Annotated in this window: 20 protein-coding genes; 15 read left to right on the top strand and 5 right to left on the bottom strand. The window is 66.0% G+C overall.

Features of this window, described 5'->3' with window-relative positions:
- Positions 1-9 precede the first annotated feature (9 nt).
- The 12 genes from IEV62_RS06360 to IEV62_RS06305 are packed head-to-tail and all read left to right on the top strand — an operon-like array spanning position 10 to position 9050.
- Entirely contained in the window at positions 10-1239 is a 1230-nt protein-coding gene (locus tag IEV62_RS06360; RefSeq protein WP_188446025.1) for a flagellar hook-length control protein FliK, read from the top strand.
- A gap of 17 nt (positions 1240-1256) precedes the next feature.
- Positions 1257-1859: a flagellar basal body-associated FliL family protein gene (locus IEV62_RS06355; protein WP_229732862.1), complete on the top strand. Its 603-nt coding sequence runs from the start codon at positions 1257-1259 to the stop codon at positions 1857-1859.
- Positions 1860-1862: 3 nt separating this feature from the next.
- Complete coding sequence (locus IEV62_RS06350) at positions 1863-2846, top strand: flagellar motor switch protein FliM (protein ID WP_188446024.1); 984 nt, start codon at positions 1863-1865, stop codon at positions 2844-2846.
- The gene (gene fliN, locus IEV62_RS06345) at positions 2843-3133 is read left to right on the top strand and encodes a flagellar motor switch protein FliN (protein WP_188446023.1); all 291 of its coding nucleotides are present in this window, start codon (positions 2843-2845) and stop codon (positions 3131-3133) included. The genes IEV62_RS06350 and fliN overlap by 4 nt, the downstream gene beginning before the upstream one ends.
- Before the next feature lie 5 nt (positions 3134-3138).
- Entirely contained in the window at positions 3139-3399 is a 261-nt protein-coding gene (locus tag IEV62_RS06340) for a flagellar biosynthetic protein FliO (protein ID WP_188446022.1), read from the top strand.
- Entirely contained in the window at positions 3396-4262 is an 867-nt protein-coding gene (fliP, locus tag IEV62_RS06335) for a flagellar type III secretion system pore protein FliP (protein WP_188446021.1), read from the top strand. The genes IEV62_RS06340 and fliP overlap by 4 nt, the downstream gene beginning before the upstream one ends.
- A 5-nt stretch (positions 4263-4267) precedes the next feature.
- Positions 4268-4537, top strand: coding sequence for a flagellar biosynthesis protein FliQ (fliQ, locus tag IEV62_RS06330; RefSeq protein WP_176497609.1), 270 nt, complete (start codon positions 4268-4270; stop codon positions 4535-4537).
- 1 nt (position 4538) lies between these two features.
- Entirely contained in the window at positions 4539-5330 is a 792-nt protein-coding gene (fliR, locus tag IEV62_RS06325; protein WP_188446020.1) for a flagellar biosynthetic protein FliR, read from the top strand.
- Positions 5330-6469 carry a flagellar type III secretion system protein FlhB gene (flhB, locus tag IEV62_RS06320; RefSeq protein WP_188446019.1) on the top strand — a complete coding sequence of 380 codons (1140 nt, stop codon included), beginning with the start codon at positions 5330-5332 and terminating at the stop codon, positions 6467-6469. Before fliR ends, flhB begins: the two co-directional genes overlap by 1 nt.
- A gap of 55 nt (positions 6470-6524) precedes the next feature.
- Positions 6525-8009 carry a flagellar filament capping protein FliD gene (gene fliD / locus IEV62_RS06315; RefSeq protein WP_188446018.1) on the top strand — a complete coding sequence of 495 codons (1485 nt, stop codon included), beginning with the start codon at positions 6525-6527 and terminating at the stop codon, positions 8007-8009.
- Complete coding sequence (locus IEV62_RS06310) at positions 8006-8410, top strand: flagellar export chaperone FliS (RefSeq protein WP_188446017.1); 405 nt, start codon at positions 8006-8008, stop codon at positions 8408-8410. The genes fliD and IEV62_RS06310 overlap by 4 nt, the downstream gene beginning before the upstream one ends.
- A gap of 55 nt (positions 8411-8465) precedes the next feature.
- Positions 8466-9050 carry a response regulator gene (locus IEV62_RS06305; RefSeq protein WP_188446016.1) on the top strand — a complete coding sequence of 195 codons (585 nt, stop codon included), beginning with the start codon at positions 8466-8468 and terminating at the stop codon, positions 9048-9050.
- Positions 9051-9052: 2 nt separating this feature from the next.
- Here IEV62_RS06305 and IEV62_RS06300 read toward each other — a convergent pair whose 3' ends face one another.
- Genes IEV62_RS06300 through argH form a run of 5 tightly spaced genes read right to left on the bottom strand, consistent with a single transcriptional unit; the run spans position 9053 to position 13675 of the window.
- On the bottom strand, positions 9053-10003 hold the full coding sequence (locus IEV62_RS06300) for a zinc transporter ZntB (protein WP_188446015.1): 951 nt from the start codon (positions 10001-10003) through the stop codon (positions 9053-9055).
- Positions 10000-10734 carry a precorrin-2 dehydrogenase/sirohydrochlorin ferrochelatase family protein gene (locus IEV62_RS06295; RefSeq protein ID WP_188446157.1) on the bottom strand — a complete coding sequence of 245 codons (735 nt, stop codon included), beginning with the start codon at positions 10732-10734 and terminating at the stop codon, positions 10000-10002. Before IEV62_RS06295 ends, IEV62_RS06300 begins: the two co-directional genes overlap by 4 nt.
- A gap of 44 nt (positions 10735-10778) precedes the next feature.
- Positions 10779-12041 carry a diaminopimelate decarboxylase gene (lysA, locus tag IEV62_RS06290; protein ID WP_188446014.1) on the bottom strand — a complete coding sequence of 421 codons (1263 nt, stop codon included), beginning with the start codon at positions 12039-12041 and terminating at the stop codon, positions 10779-10781.
- A 27-nt stretch (positions 12042-12068) separates the two neighbouring features.
- Positions 12069-12311, bottom strand: a complete 243-nt coding sequence (locus tag IEV62_RS06285) for a hypothetical protein (RefSeq protein ID WP_373868563.1) — start codon at positions 12309-12311, stop codon at positions 12069-12071.
- The gene (gene argH / locus IEV62_RS06280) at positions 12308-13675 is read right to left on the bottom strand and encodes an argininosuccinate lyase (protein WP_188446013.1); all 1368 of its coding nucleotides are present in this window, start codon (positions 13673-13675) and stop codon (positions 12308-12310) included. Before argH ends, IEV62_RS06285 begins: the two co-directional genes overlap by 4 nt.
- Positions 13676-13694: 19 nt before the next feature.
- Between argH and IEV62_RS06275 the strand changes: the two genes are divergently transcribed.
- The 3 genes from IEV62_RS06275 (at position 13695) to IEV62_RS06265 (ending at position 16262) form a co-directional block, all read left to right on the top strand.
- Positions 13695-14261, top strand: coding sequence for a TlpA family protein disulfide reductase (locus tag IEV62_RS06275; RefSeq protein ID WP_188446155.1), 567 nt, complete (start codon positions 13695-13697; stop codon positions 14259-14261).
- 79 nt (positions 14262-14340) lie between these two features.
- Positions 14341-15246, top strand: coding sequence for an ATP-grasp domain-containing protein (locus IEV62_RS06270; RefSeq protein ID WP_188446012.1), 906 nt, complete (start codon positions 14341-14343; stop codon positions 15244-15246).
- Complete coding sequence (locus IEV62_RS06265; protein WP_188446011.1) at positions 15246-16262, top strand: LLM class flavin-dependent oxidoreductase; 1017 nt, start codon at positions 15246-15248, stop codon at positions 16260-16262. Before IEV62_RS06270 ends, IEV62_RS06265 begins: the two co-directional genes overlap by 1 nt.
- The last annotated feature ends 6 nt before the right edge of the window (positions 16263-16268 follow it).

Raw genomic sequence — 16268 nt, 5'->3', positions numbered from 1 at the left:
GGAGTTTGCATGATCGACCTGTCGTCCGCTTTGCTTTCGGTTCCGCCGCCCCCGCCAGCGCCCGTCATGGTCGCGGACGGTGCCGTGGCGTCGCCCGGCAGCTTTGCGCGGACGCTCGGCGCATTTCTCGATGCCAAGGACGCCGCGCACGACCCGCAGGCCGCGCTGCCGCTCGTGCCCGCCCGGCAAGCCACCGCCGATCCCGGCAAGGATTTGCCGCCGGACACGGCCGATGCCGCCCAAACCCCCGATCCATCGGCTGCGTCCATGTGGTTCGCGGCCCTCCCCATCCCTGCTGCGGCGACCGCGCCGCCCCTGATTCCGGATCGCGCGCTGAGCGCCGCAGCGGCCCTGCCTCCGGCATCCAGTGATCAGCCACGCGCTGCCATGTCGCCGCGCGATGCTGCGCCGATCACAACCCCAGCCGAGCAGACACCCCAAACGCCGTCGGTTGCCGCAAACATGCCATCGCTGTTGCAAGCGTCGTCGCCACCGGCCACCGATGCCGGCCCGGATGCGCTGCGGCCAACACAGCCCATCACCGCAAAGCCGATGATCGACGCGCCCCGCCTGGCGCCGGAGGCCAAGCCTGCGCAAACTGCCCTGCCGCTCGACACAGCGGCGCAAGCGATCGTCGTCAGCGCACTGCCCCAACCCGCCGGCCAAGTCTTTGCAAGCGCCCGCGCGATCGCTGGATCGTGGCGCGAGCATGCGCCGCGCGGCGATGGCCGGGATCAGCCCGATGGTGCGACCAGCTTCGCGAGCGCCACTCCGATCGACCTGCGCGAACGCGCGATCGTTCAGGCGGCGGCCGACACCGCGCACACCGCGCTCGATCTAACCGCCGATCGCGGCTTGCAGCGGATGATCGACCGCATCGAAACGCTGCGCGATACCGCCGATGCCGGCGACACGCGCGTGCGGCTCATCCCCGATGCGCTGGGCAGCATCGACGTTGCCGTGCGGCAGGAGGGCGACCGCGTCCATGTCCGCTTTACCGCCGAACACGAAGCGACGCGCGCGCTGATCGCCGAGGCGCAACCGCGCCTCTCGGAACTCGCCGCAGCGCGCGGGGTACGGATCGGCGATACCAGCGTCTCGACCGGGACCGGTGGCGGGACCGGTGGCGGGACCGGGGGTGGGGGCACCGCGCCGCAACCGCGGCCCGTCCCTTCGCCCGCGCCGACGTCTACGCTGCCCGACGCCGCAACCCTTTCTACCGACCACCGCCTCGCCTGAGTTGAAGGAGTAACACCGTGAGTGACAAAGACCTGATCGAGGAAGCGCCCAAGAAGAAAAAGGGCGGCATGAAAAAGATCCTGCTGATCGTCATAGGCCTGTTGGTCGTGATCGGCGGCGGCGTTGGCGGTGCGCTGTATGCGATGAACGCCGGGATGCTCGGCGGTCATGCCGGTGCTGCCGTCGCCGAAGGCCCGCGCCTCGTCCCCAAGGCTGAGCAGAAGCGCGTCGGATCGGGCGGCGGCGAGGGGCATGAGGCAAGCACCGGGCATAAGCCGCCGACCGGCGTCGGCGGCGATAAATATGCCTCCAATTATTATGCGATGGACAAGGAGTTCACCTCGAACCTGCAGGACAGCGTCCATTTCGTCCAGATCGGCATCGCCGTCTCCACGCCGTATGACGACACCGTCGTCGAGAACATCAAGACCAACGAGATAGCGGTGCGCTCGGCAATCCTGATGGCGTTGGGCGATACCACCGAGGAACAGGTTTTCACGAGCAATGGCAAGCAGATGCTGCAGCGCCGGATCGCCAAGGCGATCAACGACACGCTGAAGGAAAAGGAAGGTTTTGGCGGCGTCGGTAACGTTTACTTTACCACTTTCGTTGTTCAGTGAGGCATGGTTAACGAAGACCTTCAGCGCGCAAGCGGCCAGACAGCGGACGAGCGGCGCGAACGCCCCCGGCGGCCGGCGGAGCATGTTGCGCTGGGGGTCGCCAACCTCAATCCGTTCGGCGATCTGCACACCGTGCAGCATCTGTCGGCGCGGCTTGCACGCGGCGTGCGCGGTGTGTTCGAGCCGCTGCTGCGCAAGGAACTGCGCTGCTGGGCCGAACCGCTGGTTGTTCAGCGCCTGGCCGATTATCGCGCCGAACGCCCCGCCGGGCTGACCGCGTGGCTACCGCTCGCGATGACGGCGGCGGGGAGCTTGCCGACCGGGCAAACGCTGGCGGTGCTCGACGGGCGCTTCGTGATGGAATTGCTCGATTTGTTCTTCGGCGGCACCGGCCATACGCCGCATGATCTGCCCGGCGAATTCACGCCCGCCGCCGAAGCGATGGTCGCACAGCTTGGCACGATGCTCGCCGAACCAATGCGGGCCGCGTGGGAGCCGCTCGCCAAGATCAGCTTCGTCCCCGGCCATGTCGAGGGGAACCCATCGCTGATCAGCGATCTCGATATCGAGGATGCGGTGGTGGTCACGCGTTTCGGGATTGCGGCAGGCGCCGCCAAGCCGGTGTTTCTCGATCTGCTCTATCCGGTCGCTGCGCTCAAACCGCACGGTCCGTCGCTCACCGGCAAGGTTCAGGGCAAGACCGCCGAGCCCGATCCGGCATGGCGCAACGGCCTCACCCGCGCGGTGATGGACGTGCGCTTCGGCGTGCGGTCGGTGCTGGCCGAACCGATGGTCTCGCTCAGCATGTTGATGGCGCTGAAGGCGGGCGACGTGATCCCGATCAGCGTTGGCGGTGACGTGCCGGTGATGGTCGGTGGTGATCGGCTCGGCGCGGGCACGGTCGGCACGTCGAACGGCCGCGCCGCGATCAAACTGACCAGTATTTCGTACGAAACGACGACCGACCTCGGGGGCAATTTCCAATGAACGATATGACGGGTGGGTTTCCGGTCGATGCGAGCCTCGCGGCCAATTTCCGGCTGTTGCAGGATGTCGACGTCAAATTGACGGTCGAGATCGGCTCGACCTCGCTGACGCTGCGCGAATTGCTCGCGCTGAGCGAAACGAGCGTGATCGAGCTCGACCGGCAGTCCAATGAATTGCTCGACGTGCTCGTCAACGGCACGCTGATCGGGCGCGGCGAAGTGGTGATGGTCGGCGATCGCTTCGGCGTGCGCATGACCGAGCTGGTTTCGCCTGAAAAGCGGGCCTGACGCCGATGATGTGGTCCTATGTCCTGAAGCTGGTCGTGCTGCTGCCGCTCGTTTGCGGGCTGATGATCGGGTGCCTCTATGCCTGGCGCAAGCTTGAATCGCGGCTGCCGGGGCAACCCGCCAACCGGATGCTCAAGGTGAGCGAGACGATGATGATCTCGCCCAGCGTCCGCCTTGCGGTGATCGATTTCGAGGGGCGCAAGCTGCTCGTTTCGGTCAGCCGTACCGGCGTTGCGCTGATTGATCGGGGGAGCGACGCCGCGTGAGCGTGAAGATCATCCGCAAGGGCTCTGGCCCCGCGCTGATCCGCCAGCCGGGGAAGCGCACGCCGCTCTGGGCCAAGCTCGCCTTGGTGCTGCTCGGCATCGTCGTCGCGCTGATGGTGGCGCACCCGGCCTTCGCGCAAGGCTTGCCGACGCCTGCCCCAACGCCGCCCATGACTCCGGGCGTGGGCGATGCGGCGGACAAGGCGCTCAAGGAACTTGGCGGCGGCAACGCGCCGATGGCCTTGTCGCTGCAGATCCTCATCGTCATGGGGCTGCTGACGATCCTGCCCGGCATCCTGCTGATGATGACCAGCTTCACGCGGATCATCATCGTGCTGGCGATCGTGCGGCAAGCGATGGGGCTGCAACAGACCCCGCCCAACCAGGTGCTGATCGGCCTGTCGCTGTTCCTGTCCTTCTTCGTGATGGCGCCGACGATCACCCAGATCAACACCACCGCGATTCAGCCTTATGCCGAGAGCAAGATCGGCGCGACCGACATGATCAAGCTGGGCGCGCTCCCGCTCCACGCCTTCATGGCGAAGCAGACGCGCAAGAAAGACATCACGATGTTCGCCGGGATTGCCAAGAGCGGGCCGTATCAAAAGGCCGACGATATTCCGTTCTCGGTGTTGCTCCCCGCCTTTGTGACGAGCGAACTCAAGACCGCTTTCCAGATCGGCTTTCTGGTGTTCCTGCCCTTCATCGTGATCGATTTGGTCGTCGCGACGGTGCTGATGTCGCTCGGCATGATGATGCTGTCGCCGACGATCATCTCGATGCCGTTCAAGCTGCTGCTGTTCGTGCTGGTCGACGGCTGGGCGCTGACCATGGGTTCGCTTGCCAACAGTTTTGTGAGTTAGCGGCAATGGACGCAGACTATTTCCTCACCATCGCCAACCAAACGATGTGGGTGCTGGCGCTCGCCTCGGCCCCGATCCTGATCCCGGCGTTGCTCGCCGGGCTCATCACCGGCATGATCCAGGCGGCGACATCGATCAACGAACAGACCTTGTCCTTCGTGCCCAAACTGATCGTCGTCGCGGTCTCACTGCTGATCTTCGGTGGTCTGATCATCGGGCTGATCAGCGACTTCACGATCGGCATTTTCGAGCGGATCCCGGATCTGGTTCGCTAAGGTGGGCAGTGCGGCTGGCCCGCTCGGCTTCGGCCTGTCGGTCGAACCCCAGCTTTGGGCACTGATCTTCGTGATGGTGCGCGTTGGCGCGGCGTTCATTGCCGCGCCCGTGTTCAGCGCAGTGTCGATACCGCTGACGGTGCGCGTGACGTTGTCGGGCGCGATCGGCGTGCTCGTGCTCGCCGTCCATCCGGTGACGCCGCCCGAACACGTCTTTGCCTTCAACACCTTCCTCGCGGTCGCGGCCGAGGCGCTGGTCGGCTTCGCGATGGGGTTCATCCTGCAAATCGCCTTTGCCGCACCGATGATCGCGAGCGAAGTGATCGGGACCTCGATGGGGATCGGTTTCGCCTCGGCGATCGATCCGCAAAACGGGCGCTCGACCCCGGCGCTCGGACAATTCTTCTCGATGATGCTCACGTTGCTGTTCCTCAGCGTCAACGGTCACCTGATCCTCGTCGAGATGATCGTGAAGAGCTATGATGCGCTGCCGCCGGGTGCCGCCTGGCTCAAGCCGCAGCAGCTCGAGAATATCGCGTTCTTCGGTGGCTATACCTTTCTCGCCGGACTCCTTCTGGCGCTGCCGGTCGGCTTTCTGCTGCTGTGCCTCAATTTGATCGTCGGTATGATTTCGCGTTCGGCGCCGTCGCTCAATCTGTTCGCGGTGGGCTTGCCCGCCAGCCTCGCGGTCGGTGTCGTCGCGTTGGCGCTCGGCTTTCCGGCGATGGGCGATTATCTGCTCGTCATCATCGATGAGGCGCTCGCCGCTACGCAGAGCCTGGTGCTCGGCTGATGGCTGAAGATTTCGGCGAAAAAACAGAAAGCCCAACCGCCAAGCGCAAACGCGATGCGGCCGAACAGGGCGATATCCTCAAATCGCGCGAATTCGCCACCGCTCTGGTGATCCTCGCCGGATGCGGCTGGCTTGCTGTGATGGGGCCGTCGCTGGTCGGTGCGTGCAAGGAGGTGATGGCCTCAAGCTTCGCGTTCGACCACCGCGACGTCGAGGATTTTGCGCCGTTCCGCGCGCTGGCGCAAAGCGGGTGGAAGCTGGCGCCGGCCTTGGGATCGTTGCTCATCGTCACTTTCGTCGCGGCGATCCTCAGCCAGGCCGGGCTTGGCCATCTCGGCTTCAACGGCACCTTGCTCGCGCCCAAGGCTTCGCGGATCAATCCCGGGTCTGGGCTGAAACGCATTTTCGGGCCGCAAGGCTGGATCGAACTCGGCAAGTCGCTGCTCAAGGTCGTTCTGCTCGGCAGCATCGGCTGGTATATGCTGGGGCAAGTCGCGCACACCACGATCGGCCTCGCTTCGACCAATATCGGCACGGCGGTCGGCGCGCTGGGCGGCATCTTCCTGCGCGTGCTGTTCACGATGGCGTTCGGGCTGGTGATCATCGCCGGTATCGATGTGCCGATCCAGATCCTCCAATTGTTGCGCAAATTGCGGATGTCGAAACAGGCGATCAAGGACGAGAATAAGGAAACCGAGGGATCGCCCGAGGCGAAGGGCGCGATGCGTCAGCGACAGCGCGAGATGGCAACGCGTAACATGCGCAAGGCGGTCAGCGAAGCGCATGTCATCCTCACCAACCCGACGCATTTCGCGGTCGCCTTGCGCTACGATCGGGCGAGCGATCAGGTGCCCGTGGTCGTCGCCAAGGGGCGCGGCGTTATCGCGCTGGCGATCCGCGAACTGGGCGCGGAAAACCGCGTGCCGGTGCTCGAATATCCCTCGCTTGCGCGCGCGGTGTATTACACCAGCCGGGAGGGGCAGGAGGTGCGCGATGACCTCTACGTTGCGCTCGCGACGATCCTCGCCTTCGTCTTCGGCCTCAACGCCGAAGCAGGGGGTACGCCTGCCACCACGCCGCCCCCGGTACTGGTGCCGACGACCGCGCGTTTCGACGAAAATGGCGTGAAGGAATCCTAAAGATGCGCGGGTTTCGGTCGTTCTATCCTCTGAGTTTTGTAACGGGATCACAGTCATGGTGACGACCAGCGCGACGTCGACCAACCTCGGCCAATCGATCCTGACCGCGCAGAATGCCGGATCGGGTGTCGACACCGCGTCGCTCGTGTCGTCGCTGGTCCAGGCGCAATTCGCCGCCAAGAATGCCGCGCTCACCAAGCAGGAAAACGCGCTCACCGCGCAAATCTCCTCGGTCGCCAAGGTCCAGAGCGGGATTACCGGCTTTGCCTCGGGCTTGAAGAGCCTCGTCAAGGGCGGCAGCCTGGTGACTCAGCCGACCAGCTCGGACTCCGCTGTGCTGACCGCGAGCGCCTTGCCCGGTGCGAAGCTGTCGGGCCTGTCCGCCTCGGTCGAGGTGACGCGCCTTGCCACGCCGCAAATCGCGACGACCGCGACGCCCTTTGCCAGCCGGACGGCGACCGTGGGCACCGGCACGCTGACGCTTACGTTCGGTACCGGCACGGTCAGCAATGGCGCGCTCACCGGGTTTACCGCCGGAACCGCGTCCGCCATCGAAATCCCGATCGACAGCGATCATCAGACGCTGGAGGGCGTCGCCAAGGCAATCAACGCCAAGGCGGCGGGGGTTACCGCGAGCATCGTCACCGATGCCGACGGCACCGCGCGGCTCACGCTGAAGGGCGCGACCGGCAGCGCGCAAGCCTTCACGCTGAGTGGCGACAGTCCCGCTCTCGCGCAATTGAATGTCGGGGTCGGCGAAACCGCAACATCGATCGGCAGTGCCGCCCTCAACGCCCAGCTAAAGCTCGACGGTGTTGCCGTCGAACGCGCCACCAATACCGTGACCGACCTGATCGACGGCGTGAAGCTCAACTTGGCCAGCGCCGCGGTCGGCAAGCCCGTCACGCTCGGCAGCAGCACGCCCACGGCCGGACTTTCGCAGGCGGTGACCGATTTCGTCGATACCTATAATCAGTTGCAAGCGGTGCTGAAGAGCGAAACCGATTCTGCGACCGGCCCGTTGCGCAACGATTATAACGCCACCGGCCTGTCGCGCGCGCTGCGCGGGCTGACGTTGACCACGCTCACGACCGGAGCGGCGGCGGGCGCGCCCACCACGCTGTCGGCGATTGGCGTTTCGACCAATCGCGACGGGACGCTGAGCGTCGATTCGGCCAAACTCGCCGCAGTGCTCGCCAGCAATCCCGATGGCGTTGAGGCCTTGTTCGCCGATGGCACCGGTGCGAGCGGCGGGGGGATCGCGGCGGCGCTCGATGCGATTTCGGCGGCGGCGGTCGACAAAGCGGTAACGGTGAACGGCAAGACCGAACGCATCGGCCTCGTCGGCAGCGCCGCGCTCTACACGGCGGCCAAGACCCGCGTGACCGACGCCGAGGCCAAGGTCGCGACCGATACGACGGCGTATCAGGAGCGCCTGACCAAGCAATATGCCGCCTCCGATGCGCGCGTCGCGGCCTATAAAGCGACCCAGACCACGCTGACGAACCAGATCGCTCAATGGAACAAGAGCGGCAATTGAGCGCCGCTTATGCCACGACATTCGGCCGCAATCCCGAAGCGACCTATCGCCAGATCGAACTCGCCGGTCAGACTGCCGAGGCCGACGGCCCGGCTTTGGTGCAACTGCTGTATGATGAGGCGATCCGCGCCCTACGCGGTGCCGCCTGGGCCGCCGAGAACGGCAATTATGCGATGAAGAGCGACAAGGTCACGCGCGCGACCGCGATCCTCTTCGCGCTTGAGGCCAGCCTCGATTTCGATGCAGGCGGCAGCGTCGCGCCGGCGCTCGCCTCGCTTTATGCCGGGGCGCGCCAGACGGTGGTCCGCGCGAGCATCGGGAGCGACCCGCGCCCGTTTCGGGAGGTGGCCGAGACGCTCGATGAGATCGGCCAGGCGTGGCGCACCGTTCGCGCCGGGTAACAGCGTTGCCGCGTCGTTAACCAAATCGTGACCCGGCGTGGCTAGGCTTTGCTGCATGATCGATCTTCCTGCTCCCGATCCGACCACAATCCGCCGCGGGCTCGGCACGATTCTCGTGGTCGATGACAGTCGCACCAATCTCACTGTCCTCGGACGGCGGCTGGGTCATCTCGGCTATCTCACTGTCCTCAGCGACAACGGCGGGGAAGCGCTCGACCTGATCGCTGCGCGCGGCTTCGATCTGGTCTTGCTCGACATGGTGATGCCGCGCCTGTCGGGGGTGCAGGTGCTGCGCGAGATCCGTGGCAGCCACGATACGGCCGACCTGCCCGTCATCATGCTGACCGGGCGCAGCGATCCCGCGGCCGCGGTCGAGGCCTTGGCGGCGGGGGCAGACGATCACGTCGCCAAGCCGTTCGATTTCGACGTGCTCGCCGCGCGCATCGCCCGGACCCTGGCGCGCGCGCGCCGCATCGCCGAACTCAAACGCTCTAATGCCAGCCTCGATGCGCGCATCGCCGCACGCGCGGTCGAACTGGGCGAAACCAAGACACAGCTCGCCGCCACGCGCGCCGACCGGCAGCGGCTCGTCGCGTCGATCCAGGCGCTCAATGACGAGGTCGAGCGGCTGAGCCGCTAAGGTCAGCCGAACCAGCGCCGCGCGCTGAAATAGCCGATGATCCCAACCGATACCGCAATGCAGATGCCCCCGATCACGTCGAACGCCCAGGGTTCCTTGGCGAAGGGCAGACCTTCGACGTTCATGCCGTAGAGGCCGGTCAGGAAGGTCAGCGGCAGGAAGATCAGCGCAACGATCGAAATCAGCAGCGAGCGTGAATCGATCTGTTCGGCGCGCAAATCGGTCAGCGCTTCGTGCATCAACGCCGATCGCTCGCGGATCGCCTCCAACTCTTCGGCCATGCGTGCTGCGCGGTCGGCGGCGGAATTGAGGTGGAGCCGGTCGTCGTCGTGCAGCCAGTCGCACGGCAACGACGCGAGTTTTTCGAGTGCGGCGCGTTGCGGTTGCAGAAAGCGGCGATAGCCGATCGCGGCGACGCGCACCTTGGTCACGCCGCGGCGCAGCTCGAACACCTTGTCGGCATCGAGATCGGCTTCGCAATCGTCGAGCCGATCGCCGAGATCGGCGACCTCGGGATCGAGTTCCTCGGTGATCGCGCTGGCGAATTCGGCGATCAGGTCGCCGGGGTCGCGCACCATCCCACCCTCGACCAGCTTGACCACATCATCGATCGCGGTGACCGAGAGCCGCGCGACCGAGATCACGCGCCCCGCCGTCGCCCAGATCCGCAACGACGCGAGCGGGTCGGACATTGTCATCTCGTCGCGCGATCGCCCGCGCAAGTTCAGGAACGCCCCGTCGCCGAGCGCATCGCAGCGCGGGCGCGATTCGGTGGTGGTCAGCGCATCGACGACATAATCGGGGGCCTTGGCGGTTTGTGTCAGCCATTGCTGCGCATGTTCGTCGTTCGTCGTCAGATGGACCCAGACCAAATCGCCCGGAGCGTCGAGCGCCTGCGCGATATCAAGCCGTTCGGCTTTCCCGTCTGCGACACGGTATGCAAAGCCGCTCATGCCCACTCCATCCAGATCGTCAGCCCCGATTCGCCCTTTCCCGGCGGCGCATCCGCCGCAATCCGTACCGCATCGGCGCGCGCGCGGTCGAGGATCGCGGAGGGGATGCTGGCCGGGTGATAGATGCGCTCGGCGAGCGCGAGGGCGCGCGCATCGCCGAGCGTGAGATCGTCAGGGTCGGGCGACCGCAGCCGCAGCGTGACGAATTGGTCGGAGGGTGCGGCGGGAGTCGTCAGCCAGGCCCCGACTGCCGCAGGATCTGCGCGGAGCGGATCGAGCGCGCCGCCTTGCGCAAAGGCAGCGCCCAGCGCACGGCGACGGGCATCGAGCGCGGGATAAGAAAGCCGGATCGCCGCGCGGAGCGCGTGCAGCCGCTCGGCCAGCGGCCCGATCGTGGCGGGCAGCAGCGCCTCCAGCCGTTGTCGCAGCGCCGCCGCGAGTCCCGCCGACGCCCCCCCGGTGCCGATCGCCACGATCACCGGGCTGCGATCGATGATCGCGGGCAGCGTGAAATCGCAACTGTCGGGCCGGTCGACCGCATTGACGAGCACGCCGCGCGCCTTGAGCCGCGCAATCGCCGCCAGTGCTTCGGTCTCATCCTCGATTGCGACGATCGCGAGCGCCGCCTCCGCCGCTTCCCCGACGATCCTCGCCCCGGCGCGCTCGAGCAAGCGCCGCTTCGCTTCTGCAGGTTCGCCATCGCCCAGCAGGATCACCGCGCGCCCCGCCATGCGCACGAACAGCGGCAAGCTGTGCAGAGCCGGCTGGGGAAAACTCACGCCTTAAGCCAGTCCGGGATGCGTTCGGCGGCGAGGATCGTCTCAGGCAGGATCCGGTCGGCGACCACCGCGAAACGGTCGCCATCGACCAGCACTTCGGGCACGAGCGCGCGGCTGTTATACGTCGAGGCCATCGTCGCGCCATAGGCGCCAGCGGTGCGGAACACGGCAAGGTCGCCGCGCGCAACCGCATCAATGTCGCGGCCCATGGCGAAGGTATCGCCGCTTTCGCACACGGGTCCGGCGATATTGGCGGTCATCCGCGCGCCGGTCGGGCGCACCGCTGCGAAATCGTGCCACGCATCGTACAAAGCGGGGCGCGCGAGATCGTTCATCGCGGCATCGACGATGACATAGGGGTTGGTGACACCGGGCTTGACCCAGATCACCTTGGTCAGCAGCACCCCGGCATTGCCGGCAATCACGCGGCCGGGTTCGAACATCAAGCGCACGCCCCACGCGCGCGTGACGCGCGCCACCATCGCACCGAGCTCTGCCGGGCTGGGGAACACCTCCCCCGCGCGGTACGGCACGCCGAGCCCCCCGCCGAGATCGACGCGGTCGACCGGCAGCCCCATGCCGCGAATCTCCGCTATCAGTTCCCCCACGCGCGTATACGCCGCTTCGAGCGGGGCGAGGTCGTTCAACTGGCTGCCGATATGGATCGCAACACCGCGCATCGCCAGACCGGGGAGGGCGGCGAGCCGCGCGAAGATCGCCGGCGCCTGGTCGATCGGCACGCCGAACTTGTTCTCGGCCTTTCCGGTCGAAATCTTGGCGTGCGTGCCGGCATCGACATCGGGGTTCACGCGCAGCACGGCATCGGCAATCATGCCCTTTGCGGCGGCGAGGCCCGCCAGCACGACGCCTTCTTCCTCAAGCTCGAGGTTGAACTGACCAAGCCCGACATCGAGCGCGGTCGAGAGTTCGCCTTCGGTCTTGCCGACGCCCGAAAACACCACATCCGCCGCCGGGATCCCCGCCGCCAGCGCGCGCGCGAGCTCGCCGCCCGACACCACATCCGCGCCATACCCGGCCTTGGCGAGCAGGCGCAGCACCGCGAGATTGGGATTGGCCTTGATCGCATAAGCGAGATGCACGTTGCCTGCCGCTGCCATCCCGTCGCGAAAGGCACGGGCATGCCGTTCGAACATGGCGGTCGAATAGATATAGACCGGCGTCCCGACTTGCTCGGCAATCACCGACAGCGGCACGCCCTCGCAGTGCATCGCGCCGTCGATCAGCGAGAAGTGATCCATGATATCAGCCTAAAATCGGATGGGAGGTTAGTTGGGTGGCGGTAGCGTGAATTCGTCGCCGCGCCGCTCTTGCGACGATTGGAGCAATTCGTCGCTCCGGGCCGGACGCGCCTGGCCGCTCGGTTTGAGCAGGTCGGCCGGGGTCGGCGTGGCCTTTGCGCCATAGGGCGCGACCGGCAGCGACTCGCCCTTGGCCGGTTTCAAATTTTTCGCGGCGCCACAGCTGGCGAGCAGCAGCAACGATCCCAACAGGAGCACAGGCCGCATCATGTCTCTCCTCCGCGTGCCGCCGCGATCGCCGCGCGCACTCTGAGCGGCGCGGTGCCGCCCAAGCTCGTCCGGCTGGCCACCGAAGCATCGACCGACAGCACGCCGTAAACCCGCGCATCGATTCGCGGATCGATCGCCTGCAAATCGGCGAGCGGCACGGCATCGAGCATGACGCCGAGCGCCTCGGCGCGGGCGACCGCGCGCCCGGTGATGTGATGCGCCTCGCGGAACGGCACGCCCGCTTCGCGCACCAGCCAGTCGGCCAGATCGGTCGCGGTGGCGAACCCGGCCTCGGCGACCTTGCGCATCCGATCGGTGCGGAAGGTCGCGCTTTCGACCATTCCGGTCATCGCCGCGATGCTCAAGGCCAGCAAATCGTGCGCTTCGAACACCGGCGGCTTGTCGTCCTGCATGTCCTTCGAATAGGCAAGCGGCAGGCCCTTCATCGTCACCATCAGCGCGGTCATGCAGCCGAGGATGCGGCCCGCATGCCCGCGCACCAGCTCGGCGGCATCGGGATTGCGTTTCTGCGGCATGATCGAGCTGCCGGTCGACCATTGATCGCTCAAGGCCACGAAGCCGAAGGGCTGCGACGCCCACAAAACGAATTCCTCGGCGAGCCGCGACAAATGCAGCGAACATTGTGTCGCCGAGGTCAGATAATCGATCGCGAAGTCGCGGTCGGACACGCCGTCGAGCGAATTGCGCGTCGGCCCGTCGAAGCCGAGCGCGGCGGCGGTCATTTCCCGATCGATCGGGAACCCCGTGCCCGCCAGTGCCGCTGAGCCGAGCGGGCACAAATTCATGCGCGCCCGTGCATCGGCAAAGCGGCTGCGGTCGCGCAGCATCATCTCGTGATACGCCATCAAATGATGGCCGAGCGTGACCGGTTGCGCGCTTTGCAAATGCGTGAAGCCGGGCATGACGCTGTCGGCATGCTCCTCGGCGCGGATGAGTAGGGCGGTCTGAAAGCCGGAGAGCGCGGCGTCGACCTCGTCGATGGCATCGCGGACCCAAAGCTTGAAATCGGTCGCGACCTGATCGTTGCGCGAGCGTGCGGTGTGCAACCGCCCCGCGACCGGACCGATCGCCTCGGCCAGCCGCGCTTCGGACTGCATATGGATGTCTTCGAGCGCCATGTCCTCGTCGACGCCATGCGCTGCATAGTGCGCGGCGACCGAGTCGAGCCCGGCCGAAATCGCCGCAGCATTTTCCGGAGAAACGATCCCGGTCGCGCCGAGCATCGCGACATGCGCCTTGGATCCGGCGATATCCTGCCGCCAGAGACGCTTGTCGAACGGGATCGAGGCATTTATCGCACGCATCACCGCAGCCGGCCCTTCGGCGAAGCGCCCACCCCACATCGCATTGGATGCGCCCGTGATGTCTTTCCGTTCGGTAATTGCTTCGGTCCTGCTGCTCGGCTTGCCGATAGGTCTGCTGGCCGGGTGCGATAAGCAAGTCTCGTCGAACGAGCAAGCCGCTGCTCCCGCGGCGCAGCCCGCGCCGTCTGCGTCGACCGAGGAAAGCAAGATCGATCGCAGCCACACAGGCGAGGTCGCACCGGCGCTGACTTTCGAAGGCCCCGATGGCAAGCCGACCACAATCGCCGCCTTCAAGGGCAAGCCGCTGCTGGTCAATCTGTGGGCGACGTGGTGCGGCCCGTGCGTCAAGGAAATGCCGACGCTGGATGCAGCGGCTGCCAATATCTTGGTCGTGCCGATCAGTCAGGACAAGGACCGCGCAACCGTCGCTGCCTTCTTCGCCAAGCAGCGATTCACGCGGCTCCAGCCCTTTCTCGACAAGGAACTCGGCTTCAGCATCGCTTATAATGCCAGTCTGCCGATGAGCATCCTGTTCGATTCAGGCGGCAAGGAGGTCTGGCGCTCGACCGGCGGGATGGACTGGACCGGCCCGGCCGCGCGCGCCGCGCTGGCCGAAGCGCGCTAGGTCGCGTGAAGCCTGCCTTGCGTGCCCGCAAGACAGGCACGGCTGGTCCGGCGCGGATGACGGTGGCAAGGGCGGTCGAATGACCGATCTCGCCATTCTGTACGAACATCCCGCCTGGTTCGCCCCGCTGTTCGCGGCGCTCGACCGGCGCGGCGTCGACTATGTCGCGCTGACCCCCGACGGGCATTTCGATCCCGCTGCCACCGCCCCGCCGGCGCGCGTGGTGTTCAACCGCATCGCGATGTCGAGCTTCCTGCGTTCGGCCGAACATCCGATCTTCTACGCGACTGCCTTGCTCGATCATTGGCGGCGCGGCGGCGCGCGGATCGTCAACGGGCCCGATGTGCTGGCAATCGATTCGTCCAAAGCGCGGCAACTTTCGCTCATCGCATCGCTCGGCCTCGCGATCCCGGCGACGCGCGTGGTGCACCGCGCGGAAGATGTCGTCGCGGCGGCGCAGGCGATCGGCTTTCCGCTGGTGGTGAAGGCCAATATCGGCGGATCGGGGGCGGGGATCACGCGCTTCGATAATCTTTCCGAACTGCGCTATGCGGTCGGCGCAGGCGAGCTTCCCAGCAGCGTCGACGGCGTGTTGCTGGTGCAGGATTACGTTCCGGCGCGCGACGGCACGGTCACCCGGATCGAGACGCTCGACCGCACATTCCTCTACGCGCTCGATATCCAAGGGGGCGGTGCGTTCGATCTGTGCCCGGCCGATGCCTGCGTCGATGAAAGCGCGCCGATCCCGATGGTTGCGACCGACCCGGGCCTGGCCTTGCGCGACGCCGCCGAAGCGATCGCGCGCGCGGCCAATCTCGACGTCGGCGGGATCGAAGTGATGATCGACGATCGCGACGGGATCCCACGCTTCTACGACATCAACGCTTTGTCCAATTTCGTCGCGAAGCCGCTGGACGTGCTCGGGTACGACCCGCACGATCGGCTGCTCGAGTATCTCATCGCCCGAATCGAGGAAGCACACTGATGCGCTATGGATTTTGGATGCCGGTGTTTGGCGGCTGGCTGCGCAACGTGCCCGACGAGGCGATGGAGGCGAGTTGGGACTATTCCAAACGGCTGACGCAACGCGCCGAACAGATCGGCTATGACCTCACGCTGATCGCCGAATTGAACCTCAACGATATCAAGGGGATCGAGCAGCCCACGCTCGACGCCTGGTCGACCGCCGCCGCGCTCGCCGCCGTGACCGAGACGATCGAGCTGATGGTCGCGGTGCGCCCCAATTTCCATCACCCCGCGCTGTTCGCCAAGGCGGCGGCGAATATCGACCAGATCGCGGGCGGGCGGCTCGCGCTCAACGTCGTCTCCTCCTGGTGGGCCGATGAAGCGAAGCAATATGGCCTGCAATTCGATCAGCATGACGATCGCTATGCCCGCACTGAGGAGTGGCTTCAGGTCGTCGATGGCCTGTGGAGCGAAGAGCGTTTCGATTTCACCGGGCAATTCTACAACACCGAAGGCGCGATCTGTTCGCCCAAACCGGCGCGCAAGCCGGTGGTCTATGCCGGCGGCGAAAGCGAAAAGGCCAAGGCGATGATCGCCGCGCGGTGCGACGCGTATGTCATGCACGGCGATCCGGTCGAAGCGGTCGCGCCGAAGATCGCCGACATGGCCGCACGCCGCGAAGCCGCAGGTGGCCCGCCGATGCAGTTCGGCATGGCCGCCTATGCCATCGTGCGCGACAGCGAGGCCGAGGCGAAGCGTGAACTCGAGCGGATCACCAGCGTGACCGAGCTCCCGGCGGGTTACGACAATTTCGAGCAATGGCTGTCGGGCACGCAATTGGAACGCGAGATGAAGATCGCCGAATATTCGGTCTCCAACCGTGGTCTCCGCCCCAATCTGGTCGGCACGCCCGAGCAATTACGCGAACGCATCGCCGAATATGAAGCGGCGGGGCTCGACTTGCTGCTGCTCCAGATGAGCCCCCAAGAGGAGGAAATGGAACGCTTCGCCGCGCAGGTGATGGGTACGGCCTAGCCGCGG

Source organism: Sphingomonas psychrolutea (genome assembly GCF_014636175.1).
Classification (GTDB): domain Bacteria; phylum Pseudomonadota; class Alphaproteobacteria; order Sphingomonadales; family Sphingomonadaceae; genus Sphingomonas; species Sphingomonas psychrolutea.
The sequence above is the reverse complement of the archived record's forward strand: the minus strand, read 5'-3'. Positions and strand labels throughout refer to the sequence as shown.